Raw genomic sequence first — 17061 nt, 5'->3', positions numbered from 1 at the left:
AGCCGTTCACGGATTTTAAGCTCTTCTTTTCGGCTGACAATATGGTTGCTGTTTCCGCCGATGCCGCTTCAGCCATTCGTGATCCCGATCAGGCGTCCGCAAAAGCAAAAAACCCGGCCGCTTTGCGCAACCGGGCTCCAATGGGACCCGTGGCCCCGCAATCACGTGCCTGTGAGCTTACTTAGCCTTGGCGACGACCGACTCGAAAGGCTTGTAGGCCTCCTTGGCGAGATCGGCGTAGAGTTCACTCATCTTGGTAGCCTCTGCGACGAAGCCCTCATAGGCCTGCTTGGCATAATCGGTCTGGATTTCCAGAGCTTTCTCCAGCGAACCCGAGGACATCACCTTCTCGAAGGTGGCGGTGCCGGTTTCGAACGACTTCTTGGTGTATTCCGTTGCCTCGACGGCGATGGCCTGGGCGCTCTTGGAGATGGCCGCAAAGCTCTTCAGGCCGCTGTCCACGAATTCCTTGCCGAACTTGTTGGCTTCATCAAACGACTGCAACATCTGCGCATTCCCTTTCGATGCTGGCTGATGGTCTCGGCGCATTTTTTGCGTTGCAGTCAATTTATTGTGCAATGCACAAAAAGTCAATGACGCGGCGTCGGCCACGGATGCGACAAAAACTAAATTCATTCTAAAGCCCGAATAAAAAGGTGAACGTTCCGGTTACCATAAACGGATTGGTAACGCTGCCGCCCTAGTGTGCGCCAAAGCGAGGCAGGAACCTTTGCCGCCTCGGGGTGCAACAAAAATTCAAGGGTGCAACAGTGCGTCAAGCGTTTGCCGGCATTGCCCTCAAGCAGTTCTTCTCCGCGAAATCCGCAATCGCAACGATTCTAGCCGTGGTCATGAGCGTGGTCTCGGCCGGCGTGGCCAACGCCGCCGCCAAGAAGTCCAACCCGAGATACGCGGCGATCGTCATCGATGCGAATACCGGCAAGACGCTGTTCTCGGCCAATCCCGACTCGCGTCGGTTCCCGGCGTCGCTGACCAAGATGATGACGCTCTACCTCACCTTCGAGGCGCTCTCCCGCGGCAAGATCACCAAGGAAACGCGCGTGCCCTTCTCGGCGCATGCCGCCTCGCAGCCGCCGACAAAGCTCGGCGTGCGGGCTGGCGGCTCGGTCAATGTAGAGACCGCCATCTACGCGCTGGTGACCAAGTCGGCCAACGATGCCTCGACGGCTCTCGCCGAACTGATCGCGGGCGATGAAGAAACATTCGCCCGGATGATGACGGCAAAGGCGCGCAGCCTTGGCATGACCGGCACCGTGTTCCGCAACGCCAATGGCCTGCCCAATCCCGGACAGTTCACCACCGCACGCGACATGTCCACGCTCGGCCTGGCGCTGCGCGAGCACTATCCGCAGTATTACGGCTATTTCTCCACGCGCTCCTTCACCTGGGGTCGTGCGCGCATGCCCAACCACAATCACCTGCTGGGCCGCGTGAAGGGTATGGACGGCATCAAGACCGGCTACACCAATGCCTCCGGATTCAATCTGGTCTCATCGGTGATCGACGGCAACCGTCGTATCGTCGCGGTCGTCATGGGTGGCGCGAGCGGCGGCGCCCGCGACAACCACATGGTCGAGCTGATCCAGCGGTACCTGCCGCAGGCTTCCAACGGCGGCAAGCGTGGTGCGCTGGTTGCCCGCGCGGAAACCACCTCGCCGGCCGGCGCCATCGCCAAGGTATTGCTGCCCAAGCACGACGCCCCGACGCCCGACGTCAAACCCGACGGCGACGTAGAGGTTGCCATGGACGACGAAGAGCAGGCCGCGCCCGCCAAGGTGGCTGAAGCAGCTCCTGCCAAGCCCGCTAAGACGCCGGAATCCGTACCGGCTCCGGCCCTGCAGGCCTATGCCGAACCGGTTCCGTTCCAGCGTGCCGATGCAGAAGCCGAAGCAGCACCCGCTCCCGCCGTGCAGCATGTGGATCCGGTCAAGACCGCCTCGGTCACCCCGTCTGGCTGGGTGGTGCAGATCGCCTCGGCGCCGAACCGCGAAGGAGCCGAGGCCATTCTCGACAAGACCAGCAAGCAGGCGGGCGGCATTCTGGCCAGGGCCTCCGGCTTCACCGTGCAGTTCGAGAAAGGTGGCGTGACCTATCACCGCGCACGTTTCGGCGGCTTCGAATCCAAGGTCGCCGCCTGGGATGCCTGCGCCGCACTGAAGAAGAAGAAAATCTCCTGCTATGCCGTCCAGAACTAGGACGGCCGAGCAGAAACTCTCCCGCTTGTTCCGTGTCGTAGGAGGTCTAATCGTGATTGGTGAGCAGAACGTCCTTGGCTTCGTTGATCCGCGCGGCCAGGAAAGACGTGCCCCCGAGATCGGGGTGCAGGCGCTGCATCAGGCGTCGATGCGCCTTGCGGACATCCGCCGCGGTGGCCCCCGCTTCAAGACCAAGGATCTTGTAGGCCTCCTCCTTAGTCATGGCGCCAGAACTTGGCGCAACACCCTGCCTGTCGCGACGATTCGCATCCGCGTTTTCGCGCCAGATGGGAAACCGGCCATCAAGATAGGTCTCCAGTAGCTGGCGGCTCTCCGGGTCTCCGTAAAGGTCCGAATACAGTTCCCTGAGCTCGCTCAGGCTCATCGAATTCAGCGTCTTCTGCTCGTGCCGGCCAGCGAGGACCACTCCCTCCAGCCGGCCGCTGTCATGGTCCAGCTCCATCTCAAGTGCTGCGGTTCGCACCGTCGAGCGCTTTCCCGGCGACGATCGGCGCGATGTGCGTATGCGGCCCATCGAATACCAGCCGAAAGCCGCCGATATCAAAAGGCCGCCCAGAACAGCTCGTCCGAGCAACAGCAGAATCGTGCCTATGATGCCGATGGCGATAGGTCCCGACAGCGTCAGCGCGCGGGCAAGTGCCGCAGGCTCGGCACGCACGAACAGCGAGCCCATAAGGACAATCACCAAAACCGTTCCCAGCAGGCCAAGCAGGATGGTCATTTCCGTCCGCCCCGCAGATGCTCGATCATCAGCCGATCCTCGGCCCGGCCGCGTGCTTCGAGCGCCTTGATGCCGCCCGTGGCAAACACTGCGACCGCAGACAATAGTTTAGCCAACATCGCGGCGGCATTGCGGTCGAAGCGGAACCAGGCACCCTTGGACAGCCGCGCGATCTCCTTGAAGGCCGCTTCGGCGACATGGTCGTCTCCCTCCTGGAAGATGAAGACGGGCACCCCATGCAATCCGAGTTGGCCGGCTTTCATAGCCAGGGCGTCGACATTCTCCTCCATTGCGTCGCCGATATAGACGAGAGCCGAAACCTTGCTCTGCGAGGTTTCCCTCAAGGCGTGTGAGAGGACCTTGCCGATCTGGGTCTGCCCGCCCTGACACTGGATGCTGCTCATCAGCCGTTTGAGCGCGCCGGTGTCGCCGACGAATTTCGAGGCGCGGCATTCTTCGATACCGCGGAAATAGACCAGTTGCACGTCGAGCGAGCCAGTCTTGCCGACGGCGTCGAACATCTGCGCTTGCAGTGTGCAGGCAAGATCCCAGGTCGGCTGCCGGCTCATGGTCGCATCGAGTGCCAGGATCAGTCGGCCGCCGGATTTTTCGGAAGCGAGCGCCTTTGCCTCGCGCAAAAAGGCTTCGATTTCCTGCGCGCTGGACACCGGCCCGCTTGGGGCCGAGGGCGAATTGAACGGAGCCGGCGCCTTCTTGTCGTTCATGCCAAGAAGATGTAGCGCACCCTCGAAGCTTGCAAGTGGGTGCAGGCTACTCGGAAAAACTCTTCAAAGAAGGCCGAGATCGGCCAGTTCCTGCCTGAGCTTGGCGGGCATTTCCGCAAGTCCTGCACGGCCAGCGCCAAGATCGGCTGGGGCATCATCGGCCTTCAGGTAGCGCCAGCCCTGGAAGGCACGACGCGGCTGCCATTCGGTGCGGACGACGACCGGCTCCAGCACCAACTGGCAGCGCGAAATCCCCTCGTCATCGACGATAGGCCGAATTTCCAACAGCCTTTGCCGGCATTGGACGTTCCCTTTGATGACCCAATAGAGCGAGCCGCCGCCGAGGATTTCCTCGCCGCGCGTCGGCATCATGCGGGTCGTGTGGTACTGCTCGACGGGCTCGCCGGCGCGCCGGCGCTCGTCGAGGCGAAAGGCAATCCATTCTTCCAGATCTTCGACGCTGTCGCAGCCGACGCAGAGCTTTATCAGGTTGAGGGCCATGGCCGTGATTTACTCCCGGCGCCTGTTATCGACAAGCCGGTTGTCCACAGGAGCGCTGGAGACCGTTCGTAGGCCGAACCGCCTCAGCACTCCACGACGTTGACGGCGAGGCCACCCAGGCTGGTTTCCTTGTAGCGCTCGTTCATGTCCATGCCGGTTTGGCGCATGGTCTCGATCGCCGCATCGAGCGGCACAAAGTGCTTGCCATCGCCCTTGATTGCCAGCGAGGCGGCGGTCACGGCCTTCACCGCACCAAGCGCATTGCGCTCGATGCACGGCACCTGCACAAGCCCGCCGACCGGGTCGCAGGTCATGCCGAGGTGATGCTCCAGCGCGATCTCGGCCGCGTTCTCGACCTGCTCGGGCGTGCCGCCCATGACCGCGCAAAGGCCGGCAGCCGCCATGGCCGAGGCTGAGCCCACCTCGCCCTGGCAGCCGACTTCGGCGCCCGAGATCGAGGCGTTGGTCTTGATGATGCCGCCGACGGCTGCTGCCGTCAGCAGGAAGTCGCGGATGCTGGCCTGATCGGCCTCCGGATGGAAATGCAGCCAATAGCGCATGACTGCCGGCACGACGCCGGCAGCGCCGTTGGTCGGCGCGGTGACCACACGCCCGCCCGCCGCGTTCTCCTCATTCACGGCCATGGCGTAGATCGACAGCCAGTCATTGGCGAGCAGCGGATTCGGCCTATTCTGTCGCCAATCCTCCTGCAGCTTGTCATGCAGCTGGCGCGCGCGCCGGCGGACCTTCAGGCCGCCCGGCATGATACCCTCCTGCGACAGGCCGCGATCGATGCAGCCCTTCATGGCGTCCCAGATACGGTCGAGCCCGGCGTCGAGCTCCTCACGCGACATGTGCGTCTCTTCGTTGACGCGCTTCATCTCGGCGATGGAAAGCCCGCTTTGAGCGGCCATGGAGAGCATCTCCACCGCGTTGTGGAACGGGTAAGGCACCGGCGTGCCGGACTCCGGCTCACTGCGGGTCTTGAGGCGTTGAAGCTCCTCCTCCGACACCACGAACCCGCCGCCGATGGAATAGTAGATGCGCTTGAGCAGCAGATGGTCGTCGGCGTCATAGGCGTAGAACGCCATGCCGTTGGCGTGGCCAAGCAGCGGCGTCTTCTTGTCCAGCACGAGGTCGCTTGCCGGATCGAACCGATAGCCCGGATGGCCGGGCGGCGTGACCTGCTTCTCGGCCGTGATCTTGTCGATGACGGCATCAGTGCGGTCGGGGTCGACCGTTGTCGGGATCAGGCCGGACAGGCCCAGGATGACGGCCCGGTCCGTCCCGTGCCCAACGCCGGTATAGGCGAGCGAGCCGTGCAGGCTGGCGGCGACGCGATCGACCTTCGTGTTGGCCGGGCGCGGCCAGTCATTGCCTAGAAGTTCGGCGAGAAAGCGCGCGGCCGCCGTCATCGGGCCCATCGTGTGCGAACTGGACGGGCCGATGCCAATCTTGAAAAGGTCAAATACCGACAGGAACACGGGCGGGCGATCTCCAGTGAATGCGACGCGAGTCTGGCCTTAATATATGGATGATTGTGCGCTTTTGTCGGTCGAAGCTAGGCGCTTCCCGACTTTGATTGCTTCGCCAACGACATGAGGCAAAGCCTCAAAGCAAAAGAGACGCGGAGAGCCCCGCGCCTCTTTCAGAATTCCGGAAATGACCGGCTGGATCAACCCGCGGCGACCACGGCGACCTTGTCGGCGCCGCTCACGAGCCAGGCGAGAAGAATGATACCGGCAAACCCTAGCACTGCCTTGGCCGTCAGACCCCAGCAGGACTTCTGAACGTGTTCGTCCATGATGTGTGTTTCTATCCTCAGAACCTGTGCGGACGGCTTTCTCGCCGCGTTTTCCCACCCCGCAACTGCGCGAGAGATACGTCTTCGCGGGCCCTTTCGCAACTGCAAAAAGAGGCGAAAACATGGCGCCGGCGCATAGCTGCCATGCAAGCCTCCTTACAACTCGAATAAAATCATCCGCTTATTGCGAAAGCACTATCAACGAAGTGGAAAGCTGTATGTCGAAATTGTGCCCGCCTGGCGCGCGGCCAACCGGGCTTGCGATGGTCCATCAGGGCCGTGATAAGCTCGCAAAATGCTCGATTCTCTGCAGCTGACGATCCCTGATCTCGCCGCGCTCGCCTTCTTCCTGGCGGCATGGGCCGTGCATACGCTGACCGTCGATGGCCACCTCGTGCGCCGCATCTCGCTGACCAGGGCGATGAACGCGCAGCGCGAGGCCTGGATGCGGACCATGGCGCGGCGCGAGCTGCGCATGATCGACACCAGCATCATGGTGGGCTTGCAGCAGGGTACGGCGTTCTTCGCCTCAAGCTCGTTGATTGCGGTGGGCGGCTGCTTTGCGCTGCTCGGAGCATCCGACCATGTTCTGACGGTACTGGCCGACCTGCCCTTTGCAGCTGCGCCCTCGCGCTCGACCTTCGAGATCAAGGTCCTCGGCCTGATCATCATCCTGGCCTATGCCTTCTTCAAGTTCGGCTGGTCTTACCGGCTGTTCAACTACTGCTCCATCCTCGTGGGAGCGGTGCCGATGCAGGGCGAAGGCACGCACAGCCCCAGCATGGAAGCGGCGGTGCGTCGCGCCACGCGCATGAACGTGCTGGCCGGCAAGCATTTCAACGCCGGCTTGCGGGCGATCTTCTTTTCGCTCGGCTATCTGGGCTGGTTCGTGAATGCCGGTGTATTCGTCGTCACCACGCTCATCCTGCTGGCGGTGTTGATGCGCCGGCAGTTCTTCTCCGCCGCCCGGCGCGCAGTGCTTGAGCCAGATCAGGCCGGCCCGGGGAAGGGTGACGCGATCTTTCCCGACAGCCAGTAGGCGACGAGCCCGATCCATTCGCGGATGGCCATTGTTGTGTTCTGCAGCGCGTCCGCCGGGTCGTCGCGCAGCAGGCCCACGCCCTCCTGACCCGAAGTGCGATAGTCGACCGGCCACGGCAGCACTTCAAAATCTGCCTTGCGGAACAGCGCCATCGAACGCGGCATGTGGAAGGCCGAGGTGACCAGAAGCCAGGTTTCGCCCGGCTTGGGCGATACGAGCCGCTTGGTGAAGACGGCGTTTTCGTAGGTGTTGCGCGAGTCGTTTTCGAGCACCAAGCGCTCGCGCTCGACGCCGAGCGCGGTCAGCAGTCGCTCGGCCGTCGCCGCATCGCCCTCGCCGTCGAGGATGAGCGAGCCGACACCGCCGGACACAACGATCCTGGCATCGGGGAAACGCCGCGCGAGGATTGCCGTCTCGACGAACCGGTCGCCGGCCCGGTTCAGCTCATAACCGCCGCGCGCGAGGTTGATCGCGCCTTCGAGGCCGCCGCCCAGCACGACGATGCCGTCGACTTTTTCGGGTAGGTTCGGGCGCTGGAAGCGCTCCTCGAGCGGGTTGAGCAGGATGGCGCCGAGCGAGGTCCAGGTCGCGAGCGCGAGGATTACAAGGCCGCCAAGGCACCCGGTGATCGCCAGGCGTCGCCAGCCCGCAAGCAGGGCAACGACGCCGGCCAGCAGCAGGAACAGCGAGAGGTTCAAGGGCTGGATGAAAAACCAGAAGACCTTGGAAACGACAAAGAACATTCCGTCACCCCATTAGATCGCCGTGCGCCCATCTGGACGCACGAAGGACGATCTAACATTCTGAGCGAGCATCGAAAAACGCCGGGCGCCTTTCGGTGCGATGCTTGGGTGGCAGAATCTGCCTACCACCACTTTGCCGGTTCGAACCGTCCGGCCGCCTGCTCGATGACATGGGCGGTCTGGAACAGCGTCTCCTCGTCGAAGGGACGGCCGATGAGCTGGAGCCCGAGCGGCAGGCCGTTGGCGTCCATACCGGCCGGAACGGCGATGCCCGGCAGGCCGGCCATGTTCACCGTCACGGTGAAGATGTCGTTGAGGTACATTTTCACCGGATCGCTCGCCATCTCCTGATCGGCGACGCCGAAGGCGGCCGACGGGGTGGCCGGCGTCAGGATGACGTCGATGCCAGCAGCGAAGGCGTCCTCGAAGTCCTTCTTGATCAGCGTGCGAACCTTCTGCGCCTGCAGATAGTAGGCGTCGTAGTAGCCGGCCGACAGCACATAGGTGCCGATCATGATGCGGCGCTTGACCTCTCGGCCGAAACCGGCAGCGCGGGTGTTCTCGTACATCTCGATGATGTCCTTGCCCGGCACGCGCAGGCCGTAGCGGACGCCATCATAGCGCGCGAGGTTGGACGAGGCTTCCGCCGGCGCGACGATGTAATAGGCCGGCAGCGCGTATTTCGTGTGCGGCAGCGAGATGTCGACGATCTCGGCACCGGCTTCCTTCAGCCAGGCAATGCCCTTCTGCCACAGCGCCTCGATATCGGCGGGCATACCGTCGACGCGGTATTCCTTCGGAATGCCGATCTTCATGCCCTTCACCGAGCGACCGATGGCAGCCTCGTAGTCCGGCACCGGCAGGTCGACGGAGGTCGTGTCCTTGCCGTCAACCGAAGCCATCGACTTCAGCATGATCGCGGCGTCGCGCACGTCGCGCGAAATCGGGCCTGCCTGATCGAGCGAGGAGGCGAAGGCCACCGTGCCCCAGCGCGACACACGGCCATAGGTCGGCTTGATGCCGACCGTACCGGTGAAGGCCGCCGGCTGACGGATGGAGCCGCCGGTGTCGGTGGCGGTGGCGCCGGCGCACAGCCAGGCGGCAACCGCAGCAGCCGAACCGCCGGAGGAGCCGCCGGGAACGAGCTGCTTGTTCGAGCCGGCCGCGCGCCACGGGTTGGTCACCGCGCCGTAGTAGGACGTCTCGTTGGAGGAGCCCATGGCGAACTCGTCCATGTTGAGCTTGCCCAGCATGACGGCGCCGTCGGCCCAGAGATTGGCGGTGACCGTCGATTCATAGCGCGGCCTGAAGCCGTCCAGCACATGGCTGCAGGCCTGGGTGTGAACGCCCTCGGTGGCGAACAGGTCCTTGATGCCGAGCGGAATGCCTTCCAGCGCACCGCCCTCGCCCCTGACGAGCTTTTCGTCGGAAGCCTTGGCCATGTCACGCGCCTTGTCGTGCGTGACGGTAACATAGGCGTTGAACTCGCCGTTGGCCGCATCGATCGCGTCGAGATAGGCGTCGGTTAGCTCGGTCGCCTTGATCTCCTTGGCGCGGAGCTTGGAGCGGGCCTCGGAAATGGTCAGTCTGGTCAGGTTGCTCATCGTCATTCAGCCTGCAAATTCTTCTCGTAAAACACCGACCATTCCGAATCCGGATAGTCGAGCACAGGGCCGCAGCGCGTAAAGCCGGCGCGCTCGTAGATGGCCCAGGCGGCCGGGTGCCGGTCGCCGGTTTCAAGCACCAGCCGCGAAATACCCTCGCTGCGCGCCAGCGCCTCGATGCGGCCCACGATCTCGAAGCCGATACGCCGGCCGCGATGCGAGGGGCGCGTAAACATGCGCTTGACCTCACCGAGATCGCCATCGTGCCGCTTCAGCGCCCCGCAAGCCACCACCTCGCACCCGTCGCGGGCAATGAAAACGGTGGTCTCAGGCCCGGCCATCTGCTCCGCGGTCATGTGGAAGCAGAACTCCGGCGGCGTCAACTCGAGCAAGGTGGCGTTGAGCTCGGCGATCAGGCCGCGCACATCGTCCTGCAACGGGCTTTCGGTCGCGATCGCGAGGGCCACGAAGCGTTACTCCACCACCTTGGGAACGAGGAAGAAATTCTCTTCGGTGGACGGAGCGTTGGCGACGATATCCGCCGCCTTGCTGCCGTCGGTGACAATATCCTCGCGCTTCTTCATCGCCATAGGCGTTACGGAGGTCATCGGCTCGACGCCACTCACATCGACTTCGTTCAATTGCTCGACGAAGCCGAGAATGGCGTTCAGTTCGCCCGTCATACGCTCGGCATCCTCTTCGGTGACGGCAATGCGGGCAAGGTGCGCGACGCGCTTAACGGTGGCTATATCAACGGACATCAGGGATTCTCCGGAAAACCGGGCTGGTTATCGTGTTTGGGCTATAGCGGCGCCCGGCGCGGCGCGCAACATTGATGTCCGCGCCGGAGCTTCGAGAAGCTAAATCTCTTTGGTTTCGCCCAGATTTGGTACGACGATCTCGACGCCCGAGCCCTCCATGCCGGCAATGAACTTGTCCGGCGTCTGGTCGAGCATCGGGAAGGTCTTGTAGTGGCAGGGGATCACCGTCTCGAAATTGAAGAAGCGCCGGCAGGCGAGCGCGGCCACCGCGCCGCCCATGGTGAAGCGGTCTCCGACCGGCACGATGCCGATCTGCGGCTCATGCAGTTCGTTGATCAGCGCCATGTCGGAGAAGATGTCGGTGTCGCCCATGTGGTAGAGCGTGCGGTCGTCCGGAAAATGCAGGATGAGCCCGGCCGGATTGCCGAGATAGGTGTTGGTCCCGCCCTCGCCGGCATATGATGAGGAATGGAGCGCATTGACGAAAGTGGTGGTGAAGCCGCCGCAATCGACCGTGCCGCCATGATTGCCGGGATTGATCTGGTCACCGCTAACGCCCTGCCCGACCAGATACATGCAGATCTCGAAATTGGCGACGAGCTGCGCGCCGGTCTTCTTCAGGATCGCTACGGAATCGCCGATGTGGTCGTTGTGGCCGTGGGTAAGCAGCACATGGGTGACGCCCTCGGCAGGGCCTTCCCAGCCTCCCTTCCAGAGCGGGTTCTGGATGAACGGGTCGATCAGGATCTTGGCCTTGCCCACTTCCACGCGAAACGCGGATTGCCCGTACCAGGTGATTTTCATCGCAGCCGACTCCTCGATTTTCTCTCGTTCAAAGGATAGAAGGCGGCGAAGCCAAGTCAAAAGGAAAGCCACGCGCCCTTGAACATCGTCGCGATCGAGGACCTGCCGCAGACACTCGCAGGCGGCAAGACACTGGCCGGGCTGGATCTCGGCGAAAAGACGATCGGCGTCGCCGTCTCGGATCGCGGCCTGTCCTTCGCCCATCCCCGCCCGGTCATCCTCCGGAAAAAATTCTCCATCGACGCAGCCAGCCTGCTCGATCTTCTGGGCAAGGAAAACACCGGTGCAGTGGTGATTGGCCTGCCCGTCAACATGGACGGCAGCGAAGGCCCTCGCGCGCAGGCTTCGCGCGCATTCGTGCGCAATATCGCCAGGCTGACCGACCTGCCCTTCGCCTTCTGGGACGAGCGGCTATCGACCGTCGCGGCCGAGCGCAGCCTGATCGAGATGGACATGTCGCGCGCCAAGCGGAAGACGAAGATCGATTCGGCGGCCGCCGCCTTCATCTTGCAGGGCGTGCTCGACCGGCTTCACACCCTTCGCCGCGAAACCGGATCGGATTAGTCCTCGAGGACTGAAGTCTTGCTCCTCGCCCGCATCCATTCGCCTATCTGACGGCGCCGGCGGAAGGCAAGAATTGCCGCCAAGAAGAACGCGTCGAAGATGCAGGCTCTGACGAGCAGGAGCGGAATGGTATCCGGATCTATGCCGAGAACCTCGCCGTAAAGCTTGAAGACGAGGTCATGCAGCTGACGGCTCAGGATGACGTAGCCGAAATTGATGTCGTAGAACGACAGGCCGAACCAGCCCCAGAACAACAGCAAAGGCGCGGCCCACAGGGTGATCACATAGCGCATCGGCGGACTCCTCGGAGACCGGCTTTGCGGATGCACCCTGCGGGCAACGGCGCAAATTGCGTCGCCGTTCCGGAAGTCACACGTGACCCGAAATACTTGAACATGAGTACCCCTACCCCAGCTACAGACAGTGACCCCGAAGCCGCGACATCGCAATTGAAACCATTTGTTAACCTTAACAGCCGGTAGTTGTTCATAGCGATAAGGAAGAGATAGGCTCGTTCCGGCGTTTTCCACTCCCCTGAGTCTCGTTCCGGACAACCAGCTTTCATCCAATGCTTGCAGCCTTCGAAAGTATCCTTCCGATCTTCCTGCTAATTCTGGGAGGAAACCTGCTTCGCCGGCTGCCGCTGATCGATCCTGGCGCATGGCTCGGGCTCGAGCAGATCGGCTACTGGTTTCTCTATCCGGCGCTGCTTTTCGTCACCATCTACAACGCCGATTTCAGCGGGCTCGAACTCGATGCGATGATGATGGCGCTGACGGCTGCACTCGTCGCCATGGTGACGATCACCTGCGGCTTGTGGCCCCTGCTCGATCGCACCGGGCTCGTGAAGCGGACCGAGTTTTCTTCAATTTTCCAAACCGCCGCACGCTGGAACAGTTTTATGGCGCTCGCGATCGCCCAGAAGATTTTTCCTCCGGCAGGCACCGCGGTCGTGGCGCTGGTGATGGCGATCATCATCATTCCGCTCAACCTCGCGACGGTGCTTCTGGTAACCCGCTTTGCCGACCGGAGCGCCAACTGGCGCAAGATCGGCCGCGACATGGCGATCAATCCAATGATTTTAGGCTCGCTCGCCGCGATCCTGTTCCGCTGCCTGCCTTTCCAGCTTTACGGCCCGTTCAACCAGACGCTGGGTCTGGTCGGAAATGCAGCGCTCGGCATGGGGCTTCTGGCCATCGGCGCCGGCCTGCGCCTAGGCGACCTGTGGCGGCCGCGCGTCGCGCTTCTGTTGCCCGTCATGCTGAAGCTAGCGCTTTTCCCGGCCCTGCTCGTCGGCGCGGCCGTGGCTTTCGGCGTCACTGGCAGCCAGCTTTCCTATCTCGCGCTGTGCGCGGCGGTGCCGACCGCCATGAACGGCTACCTGCTCGCCCGCCAACTTGGCGGCGATGCCGAGCTCTACGCCGCCGTCACCACCGTGCAGACGGCCGCCTCGTTCCTGACCATACCGGCGGTGCTTTCGCTGACGGCTCAGATCACCGGATAGAGCGTATCGATGATCATGCGCGCATCATGGCGCGCATCGAGCATGCCGTAGGTGCCGCGCCACTGGCCGGCGAGGCGAGTTTCGATGAAGGCGTCGGCGATGCGCCCAGCCCCCATGCGTCGCAGCTCGGCTGCCGCAGCTGACAGCGCCAGCTGTTCGGTGAGGATGCGCGCCGAGCCTTCGTCGGACGACGCCACCTGAAGCGCCGCGCGCAGCACGCCCGTGGTGCCGGGGCCGCTCGTGCCGAGATCCTGCTCGAGACTGGCGAGAACGTCGTCGAACAGACCGGGAGCACGGCTGAGAACGCGCAGCACGTCGATCGCCATAACATTGCCCGAGCCTTCCCAGATGGCGTTGACCGGGGCCTCGCGATAGTAGCGGGCGAGAGGCATTTCCTCGACATAGCCGTTGCCGCCCAGGCACTCCATCGCCTCATAGAGCAGCGCCGGAGCGATCTTGCACACCCAGTATTTCACCACCGGTGTCATGACGCGCGCAAAAGCCGCCTCGCCGCGATTGGTCGCGGCCTCGTCGAAAGAGCGCGCAAGGCGGAACGACAGCGCCGTGGCACCTGCAACGTCGAGCGCCATGTCGGCCAGAACGCGCTGCATCAGCGGCTGGTCGATGAGATTGGCGCCGAACACCTGGCGATGGCGCGTGTGATTGACGGCCTCGGCCAAGCCTGCGCGCATGATGCCCGAGGAAGCGACGGCGCAATCGAGTCGCGTAAGCGTCACCATGTCCATGATGGTCTTCACGCCCTGCCCCGGCTCGCCAACCATCTCGCCGATTGTGTTGACGAACTCGACCTCGGAAGACGCGTTGGAGCGGTTGCCCAGCTTGTCCTTGAGACGCTGGAAGCGGAAGCCATTGCTGTTGCCGTCCCCGAGGATGCGCGGCACCAGGAAGCTCGACAGTCCTTCACGCGACTGGGCCAGCACCAGGAAGGCGTCCGACATCGGCGCCGACATGAACCATTTGTGGCCGGTGATGCGATAAAAGCCGCTGCCCGCGCGCTCGGCGCGGGTGGTGTTGGCGCGCACATCGGTGCCGCCCTGCTTCTCGGTCATGCCCATGCCGAGCGTCAGCCCGGTCTTTTCCACCGGCGGCTTCTGAGCCTGGTCGTATTTGCGCGTCGTGATGCGCGGCGCCCATTCGCGAAACAGTTTTGGGCTCGCCATCAGCGCCGCCAGCGACGCGCTGGTCATGGTGATGGGGCAAAGATGCCCCGTTTCCAGCTGCGCGGTAAGATAGAAGCGCGCAGCGCGCGCCTGGTGGCGGCGGCCGGTCTCGTGCGCGCCATTCTCCCAGATCGACGAATGCAGTCCATTGGTGACTGACCGGCGCATCAAGGCGTGATAGGCCGGATGGTAGTCGACCACGTCGAGCCGCCGGCCCTGCCGGTCATGCGTCCTGAGCTTCGGCGTTTCGGTGTTGGCGAGCCGCGCGAGATCCTGCGCCTCGGCGCTCAGCACGAAGCGACCAATGCCATCGAGGTCCTTGCGCACCGGTTCCGAAAAATCTTCGGCAAGCTGAACCAGCAACGGATCGCCCCGCCAGGCGTTGCCTCCGGTCAAGGGCGGAGATTGGTTCGTTACCTCGTCGCTCACGCGCAATCCTTAGGGTGCTCTTCGGCGCATCATGCGAATCCGAAGTTTCGTCGAAGCTTTATAAACCAAGGGATCCTTACCACGCGATGAAAATCCCGGGAAAGTGGGCCCTTCATCCCCCTCCGGCGCTTGCGATTGCCCCACTGCGCGCCTATAGGACGGCTTTAAGATGACCGACGCTTCAGCCCTGCCGCTTTACCCGCACCGCCACTTGCTTGGCATACGCGATCTTTCCCCCATCGACATAGAACTGCTTCTCGACCGCGCCGATGCCGCGGTGGCGATTTCCCGCCGCAACGAGAAGAAGACGACGACGTTGCGGGGGCGCACGCAGATCAACCTCTTCTACGAGGCTTCCACCCGTACGCAATCGTCCTTCGAGCTCGCCGGCAAGCGGCTGGGCGCGGATGTGATGAACATGTCGGTGGCAAGCTCCTCGGTGAAGAAGGGCGAAACGCTGATCGATACGGCGATGACGCTGAATGCGATGCGCCCTGATATCCTCATCATCCGCCACGCCTCTGCGGGTGCGGCAGCACTTCTGGCGCAAAAGGTCGGCTGCTCGGTCGTCAACGCCGGCGACGGAGCCCATGAGCACCCGACACAGGCGCTGCTCGACGCGCTGACCATCCGCCGCGCCAAGGGCACACTTGCGCGGCTCACCGTCGCGATCTGCGGCGATATCCTGCATTCGCGCGTGGCGCGCTCCAACATCCTGCTGCTCAACGCCATGGGCGCCCGGGTGCGCGTGGTGGCGCCGTCCACGCTTTTGCCCTCGGGCATCGCCCAAATGGGCGTCGAGGTCTGCCCCACCATGGCCGAAGGGCTTAAGGACGCCGACGTGGTGATGATGCTGCGCCTGCAGCGCGAGCGCATGGAAGGCGCCTTCGTGCCTTCGGTGCGCGAATATTTCCGCTATTTCGGCCTCGATGCCGAAAAGCTGAGGGCCGCGAAGCCAGACGCGCTGGTGATGCACCCCGGACCGATGAACCGCGGCGTCGAGATCGCGTCCGAAATCGCCGACGGTCCGCAAAGCGTCATTCAGGAACAAGTGGAAATGGGAGTGGCCGTGCGCATGGCCGTGATGGAGGCGCTGCTCGACCCGCGCCGCAACCAGGACGGAGACCAGGCATGAGCGTCACCGTCTTCCAGAACGCCCGCATCGTCGACCCCTCGCGCGGCATCGACGAAATCGGCTCCGTAATCGTCGACGGCAAGACCATCGCCGCCACTGGCGCCGCTGCCCTGAACCAGGGCGCGCCGGAGGGTGCGAAGATCGTCGACTGCACCGGCAAGACCATCATCCCTGGACTGGTGGACGGCTGCGTCTTCATCGGAGAGCCGGGCGCGGAGCACCGCGAAACCATCGCCTCCGCAAGCCTTGCCGCCGCCGCCGGCGGCGTGACCTCGGTGGTCATGATGCCGGACACCGATCCGGTGATCGACAATGTCGCGCTGGTGGAATTCGTGCTGCGGACCGCACGCGACACTGCGCATGTCAACGTGTTCCCCGCCGCCGCCGTTACCAAGGGCCTGGAAGGCCGCGAGATGACCGAATTCGGCCTGCTGCGCGAAGCGGGTGCGGTCGCGTTCACCGACGGCCGCCACACCATCGCCAACTCGCTGACCATGCGCCGCGCGCTCACCTATGCACGCGATTTCGGCGCGGTGATTGCGCATGAGACGCGGGACCCGCATCTGGCCGGCTCGGGCGTGATGAACGAAGGGCTCTATGCAAGCTGGCTCGGCCTTTCGGGCATTCCGCGCGAGGCGGAACTGATCCCGCTCGAACGCGACCTCTCGCTCGCCCGCCTGACGCGCGGCCGCTACCACGCCTCCAAGATCTCGACCGGGCTTTCCGCCAATGCGGTTGCCCGTGCCAAGGCGGACGGCGCCAATGTCTCCGCAGGTGTTTCGATCAACCATCTGTCGCTCAATGAGAACGACATCGGCGAATACCGTACCTTCTTCAAGCTCTCACCGCCGCTTCGCACCGAAGACGACCGGCAGGCGATGATCGAGGCGGTGCGCAACGGCACGATCGACATCGTGGTCTCGTCGCACGACCCGCAGGACGTCGACACCAAGCGGCTGCCCTTCTCGGATGCGGCCGACGGCGCGATCGGGCTCGAAACGCTGCTGGGCGCGGCTCTCAGGCTCTACCATAACGACGAAATCCCGCTGCTTCGGCTGATCGAGGTGCTCTCGACCGCGCCGGCAAAACTGTTCGGCCTGCCGGTCGGCACGCTGAAGCCGGGCGCGAGCGCCGATCTCGCGGTCGTCGATCTGAACGAACCCTGGATCGTGCAGGAGCAGAACATTCGCTCGCGCTCGAAAAACACCTGCTTCGAGAGTGCGCGCCTGCAAGGCAGGGTCTTGCAAACGATGGTTTCGGGCCGCACAGTGTTTTCGGTGTAGGCCGGAGGCTGGTTACGCAGCTC

At 63.4% G+C, this 17061-nt stretch carries 19 protein-coding genes; 6 read left to right on the top strand and 13 right to left on the bottom strand.

The genetic code is table 11. The features are described 5' to 3' along the window. Window positions 1–177: 177 nt before the first annotated feature. Complete coding sequence (locus tag C7I85_RS15950; RefSeq protein ID WP_106724977.1) at window positions 178–507, bottom strand: phasin family protein; 330 nt, start codon at window positions 505–507, stop codon at window positions 178–180. A gap of 263 nt (window positions 508–770) precedes the next feature. Here C7I85_RS15950 and C7I85_RS15945 point away from each other — a divergent pair, with 263 nt between their 5' ends. Beyond that, window positions 771–2216 (top strand): D-alanyl-D-alanine carboxypeptidase, encoded by a 1446-nt coding sequence (locus C7I85_RS15945; RefSeq protein ID WP_245444966.1) that lies wholly within the window; start codon window positions 771–773, stop codon window positions 2214–2216. A gap of 46 nt (window positions 2217–2262) precedes the next feature. Here C7I85_RS15945 and C7I85_RS15940 read toward each other — a convergent pair whose 3' ends face one another. The 5 genes from C7I85_RS15940 to C7I85_RS32020 form a co-directional block, all read right to left on the bottom strand. After that, window positions 2263–2958: a DnaJ domain-containing protein gene (locus C7I85_RS15940; protein ID WP_106724976.1), complete on the bottom strand. Its 696-nt coding sequence runs from the start codon at window positions 2956–2958 to the stop codon at window positions 2263–2265. Next, entirely contained in the window at window positions 2955–3683 is a 729-nt protein-coding gene (locus tag C7I85_RS15935; RefSeq protein ID WP_106724975.1) for a hypothetical protein, read from the bottom strand. The genes C7I85_RS15940 and C7I85_RS15935 overlap by 4 nt, the downstream gene beginning before the upstream one ends. Window positions 3684–3746: 63 nt before the next feature. Continuing rightward, the gene (locus C7I85_RS15930; RefSeq protein WP_106724974.1) at window positions 3747–4184 is read right to left on the bottom strand and encodes a DUF1489 family protein; all 438 of its coding nucleotides are present in this window, start codon (window positions 4182–4184) and stop codon (window positions 3747–3749) included. 83 nt (window positions 4185–4267) lie between these two features. Continuing rightward, the gene (locus tag C7I85_RS15925) at window positions 4268–5668 is read right to left on the bottom strand and encodes an L-serine ammonia-lyase (RefSeq protein WP_106724973.1); all 1401 of its coding nucleotides are present in this window, start codon (window positions 5666–5668) and stop codon (window positions 4268–4270) included. Window positions 5669–5859: 191 nt separating this feature from the next. Further along, window positions 5860–5988 carry a hypothetical protein gene (locus C7I85_RS32020; protein ID WP_280819087.1) on the bottom strand — a complete coding sequence of 43 codons (129 nt, stop codon included), beginning with the start codon at window positions 5986–5988 and terminating at the stop codon, window positions 5860–5862. Window positions 5989–6283: 295 nt separating this feature from the next. On the opposite strand from C7I85_RS32020, the gene C7I85_RS15920 reads away from it, so the two are divergent. Next, the gene (locus C7I85_RS15920) at window positions 6284–7027 is read left to right on the top strand and encodes a DUF599 domain-containing protein (protein WP_106724972.1); all 744 of its coding nucleotides are present in this window, start codon (window positions 6284–6286) and stop codon (window positions 7025–7027) included. On the opposite strand, the gene C7I85_RS15915 is transcribed toward C7I85_RS15920, so the two are convergent. The 5 genes from C7I85_RS15915 to C7I85_RS15895 all read right to left on the bottom strand — a co-directional run bounded on the left by C7I85_RS15915 (window position 6979) and on the right by C7I85_RS15895 (window position 10942). After that, window positions 6979–7773 carry a YdcF family protein gene (locus C7I85_RS15915; RefSeq protein WP_106724971.1) on the bottom strand — a complete coding sequence of 265 codons (795 nt, stop codon included), beginning with the start codon at window positions 7771–7773 and terminating at the stop codon, window positions 6979–6981. The genes C7I85_RS15920 and C7I85_RS15915 overlap by 49 nt on opposite strands. 122 nt (window positions 7774–7895) lie before the next feature. After that, on the bottom strand, window positions 7896–9377 hold the full coding sequence (gene gatA / locus C7I85_RS15910; protein WP_106724970.1) for an Asp-tRNA(Asn)/Glu-tRNA(Gln) amidotransferase subunit GatA: 1482 nt from the start codon (window positions 9375–9377) through the stop codon (window positions 7896–7898). Between the two features lie 2 nt (window positions 9378–9379). Next, window positions 9380–9844, bottom strand: a complete 465-nt coding sequence (locus C7I85_RS15905; protein WP_106724969.1) for a GNAT family N-acetyltransferase — start codon at window positions 9842–9844, stop codon at window positions 9380–9382. A 6-nt stretch (window positions 9845–9850) separates the two neighbouring features. Further along, the gene (gene gatC / locus C7I85_RS15900; protein WP_106724968.1) at window positions 9851–10138 is read right to left on the bottom strand and encodes an Asp-tRNA(Asn)/Glu-tRNA(Gln) amidotransferase subunit GatC; all 288 of its coding nucleotides are present in this window, start codon (window positions 10136–10138) and stop codon (window positions 9851–9853) included. A gap of 99 nt (window positions 10139–10237) precedes the next feature. Continuing rightward, window positions 10238–10942: a metal-dependent hydrolase gene (locus tag C7I85_RS15895; RefSeq protein WP_106724967.1), complete on the bottom strand. Its 705-nt coding sequence runs from the start codon at window positions 10940–10942 to the stop codon at window positions 10238–10240. A 78-nt stretch (window positions 10943–11020) separates the two neighbouring features. Between C7I85_RS15895 and ruvX the strand changes: the two genes are divergently transcribed. Then, the gene (gene ruvX / locus C7I85_RS15890) at window positions 11021–11506 is read left to right on the top strand and encodes a Holliday junction resolvase RuvX (protein WP_106724966.1); all 486 of its coding nucleotides are present in this window, start codon (window positions 11021–11023) and stop codon (window positions 11504–11506) included. Here ruvX and C7I85_RS15885 read toward each other — a convergent pair. Continuing rightward, window positions 11503–11799, bottom strand: coding sequence for a DUF6105 family protein (locus C7I85_RS15885; protein WP_106724965.1), 297 nt, complete (start codon window positions 11797–11799; stop codon window positions 11503–11505). The two genes, ruvX and C7I85_RS15885, sit on opposite strands and share 4 nt — an antisense overlap. Window positions 11800–12074: 275 nt before the next feature. Between C7I85_RS15885 and C7I85_RS15880 the strand changes: the two genes are divergently transcribed. After that, entirely contained in the window at window positions 12075–13010 is a 936-nt protein-coding gene (locus C7I85_RS15880) for an AEC family transporter (RefSeq protein ID WP_106724964.1), read from the top strand. Here C7I85_RS15880 and C7I85_RS15875 read toward each other — a convergent pair. Next, a complete protein-coding gene (locus C7I85_RS15875; RefSeq protein WP_106725104.1) occupies window positions 12995–14620 on the bottom strand; it encodes a DNA alkylation response protein in 1626 nt (541 codons plus the stop codon). The two genes, C7I85_RS15880 and C7I85_RS15875, sit on opposite strands and share 16 nt — an antisense overlap. Window positions 14621–14789: 169 nt before the next feature. On the opposite strand from C7I85_RS15875, the gene C7I85_RS15870 reads away from it, so the two are divergent. After that, on the top strand, window positions 14790–15755 hold the full coding sequence (locus tag C7I85_RS15870) for an aspartate carbamoyltransferase catalytic subunit (RefSeq protein ID WP_106724963.1): 966 nt from the start codon (window positions 14790–14792) through the stop codon (window positions 15753–15755). Beyond that, the gene (locus C7I85_RS15865; RefSeq protein ID WP_106724962.1) at window positions 15752–17038 is read left to right on the top strand and encodes a dihydroorotase; all 1287 of its coding nucleotides are present in this window, start codon (window positions 15752–15754) and stop codon (window positions 17036–17038) included. Before C7I85_RS15870 ends, C7I85_RS15865 begins: the two co-directional genes overlap by 4 nt. Window positions 17039–17061 lie beyond the last annotated feature (23 nt).

This window comes from Pseudaminobacter soli (ex Li et al. 2025) (genome assembly GCF_003012705.1).
Taxonomy (GTDB): domain Bacteria; phylum Pseudomonadota; class Alphaproteobacteria; order Rhizobiales; family Rhizobiaceae; genus Pseudaminobacter; species Pseudaminobacter soli.
This window is presented reverse-complemented; position numbering and strand designations above follow the sequence as displayed.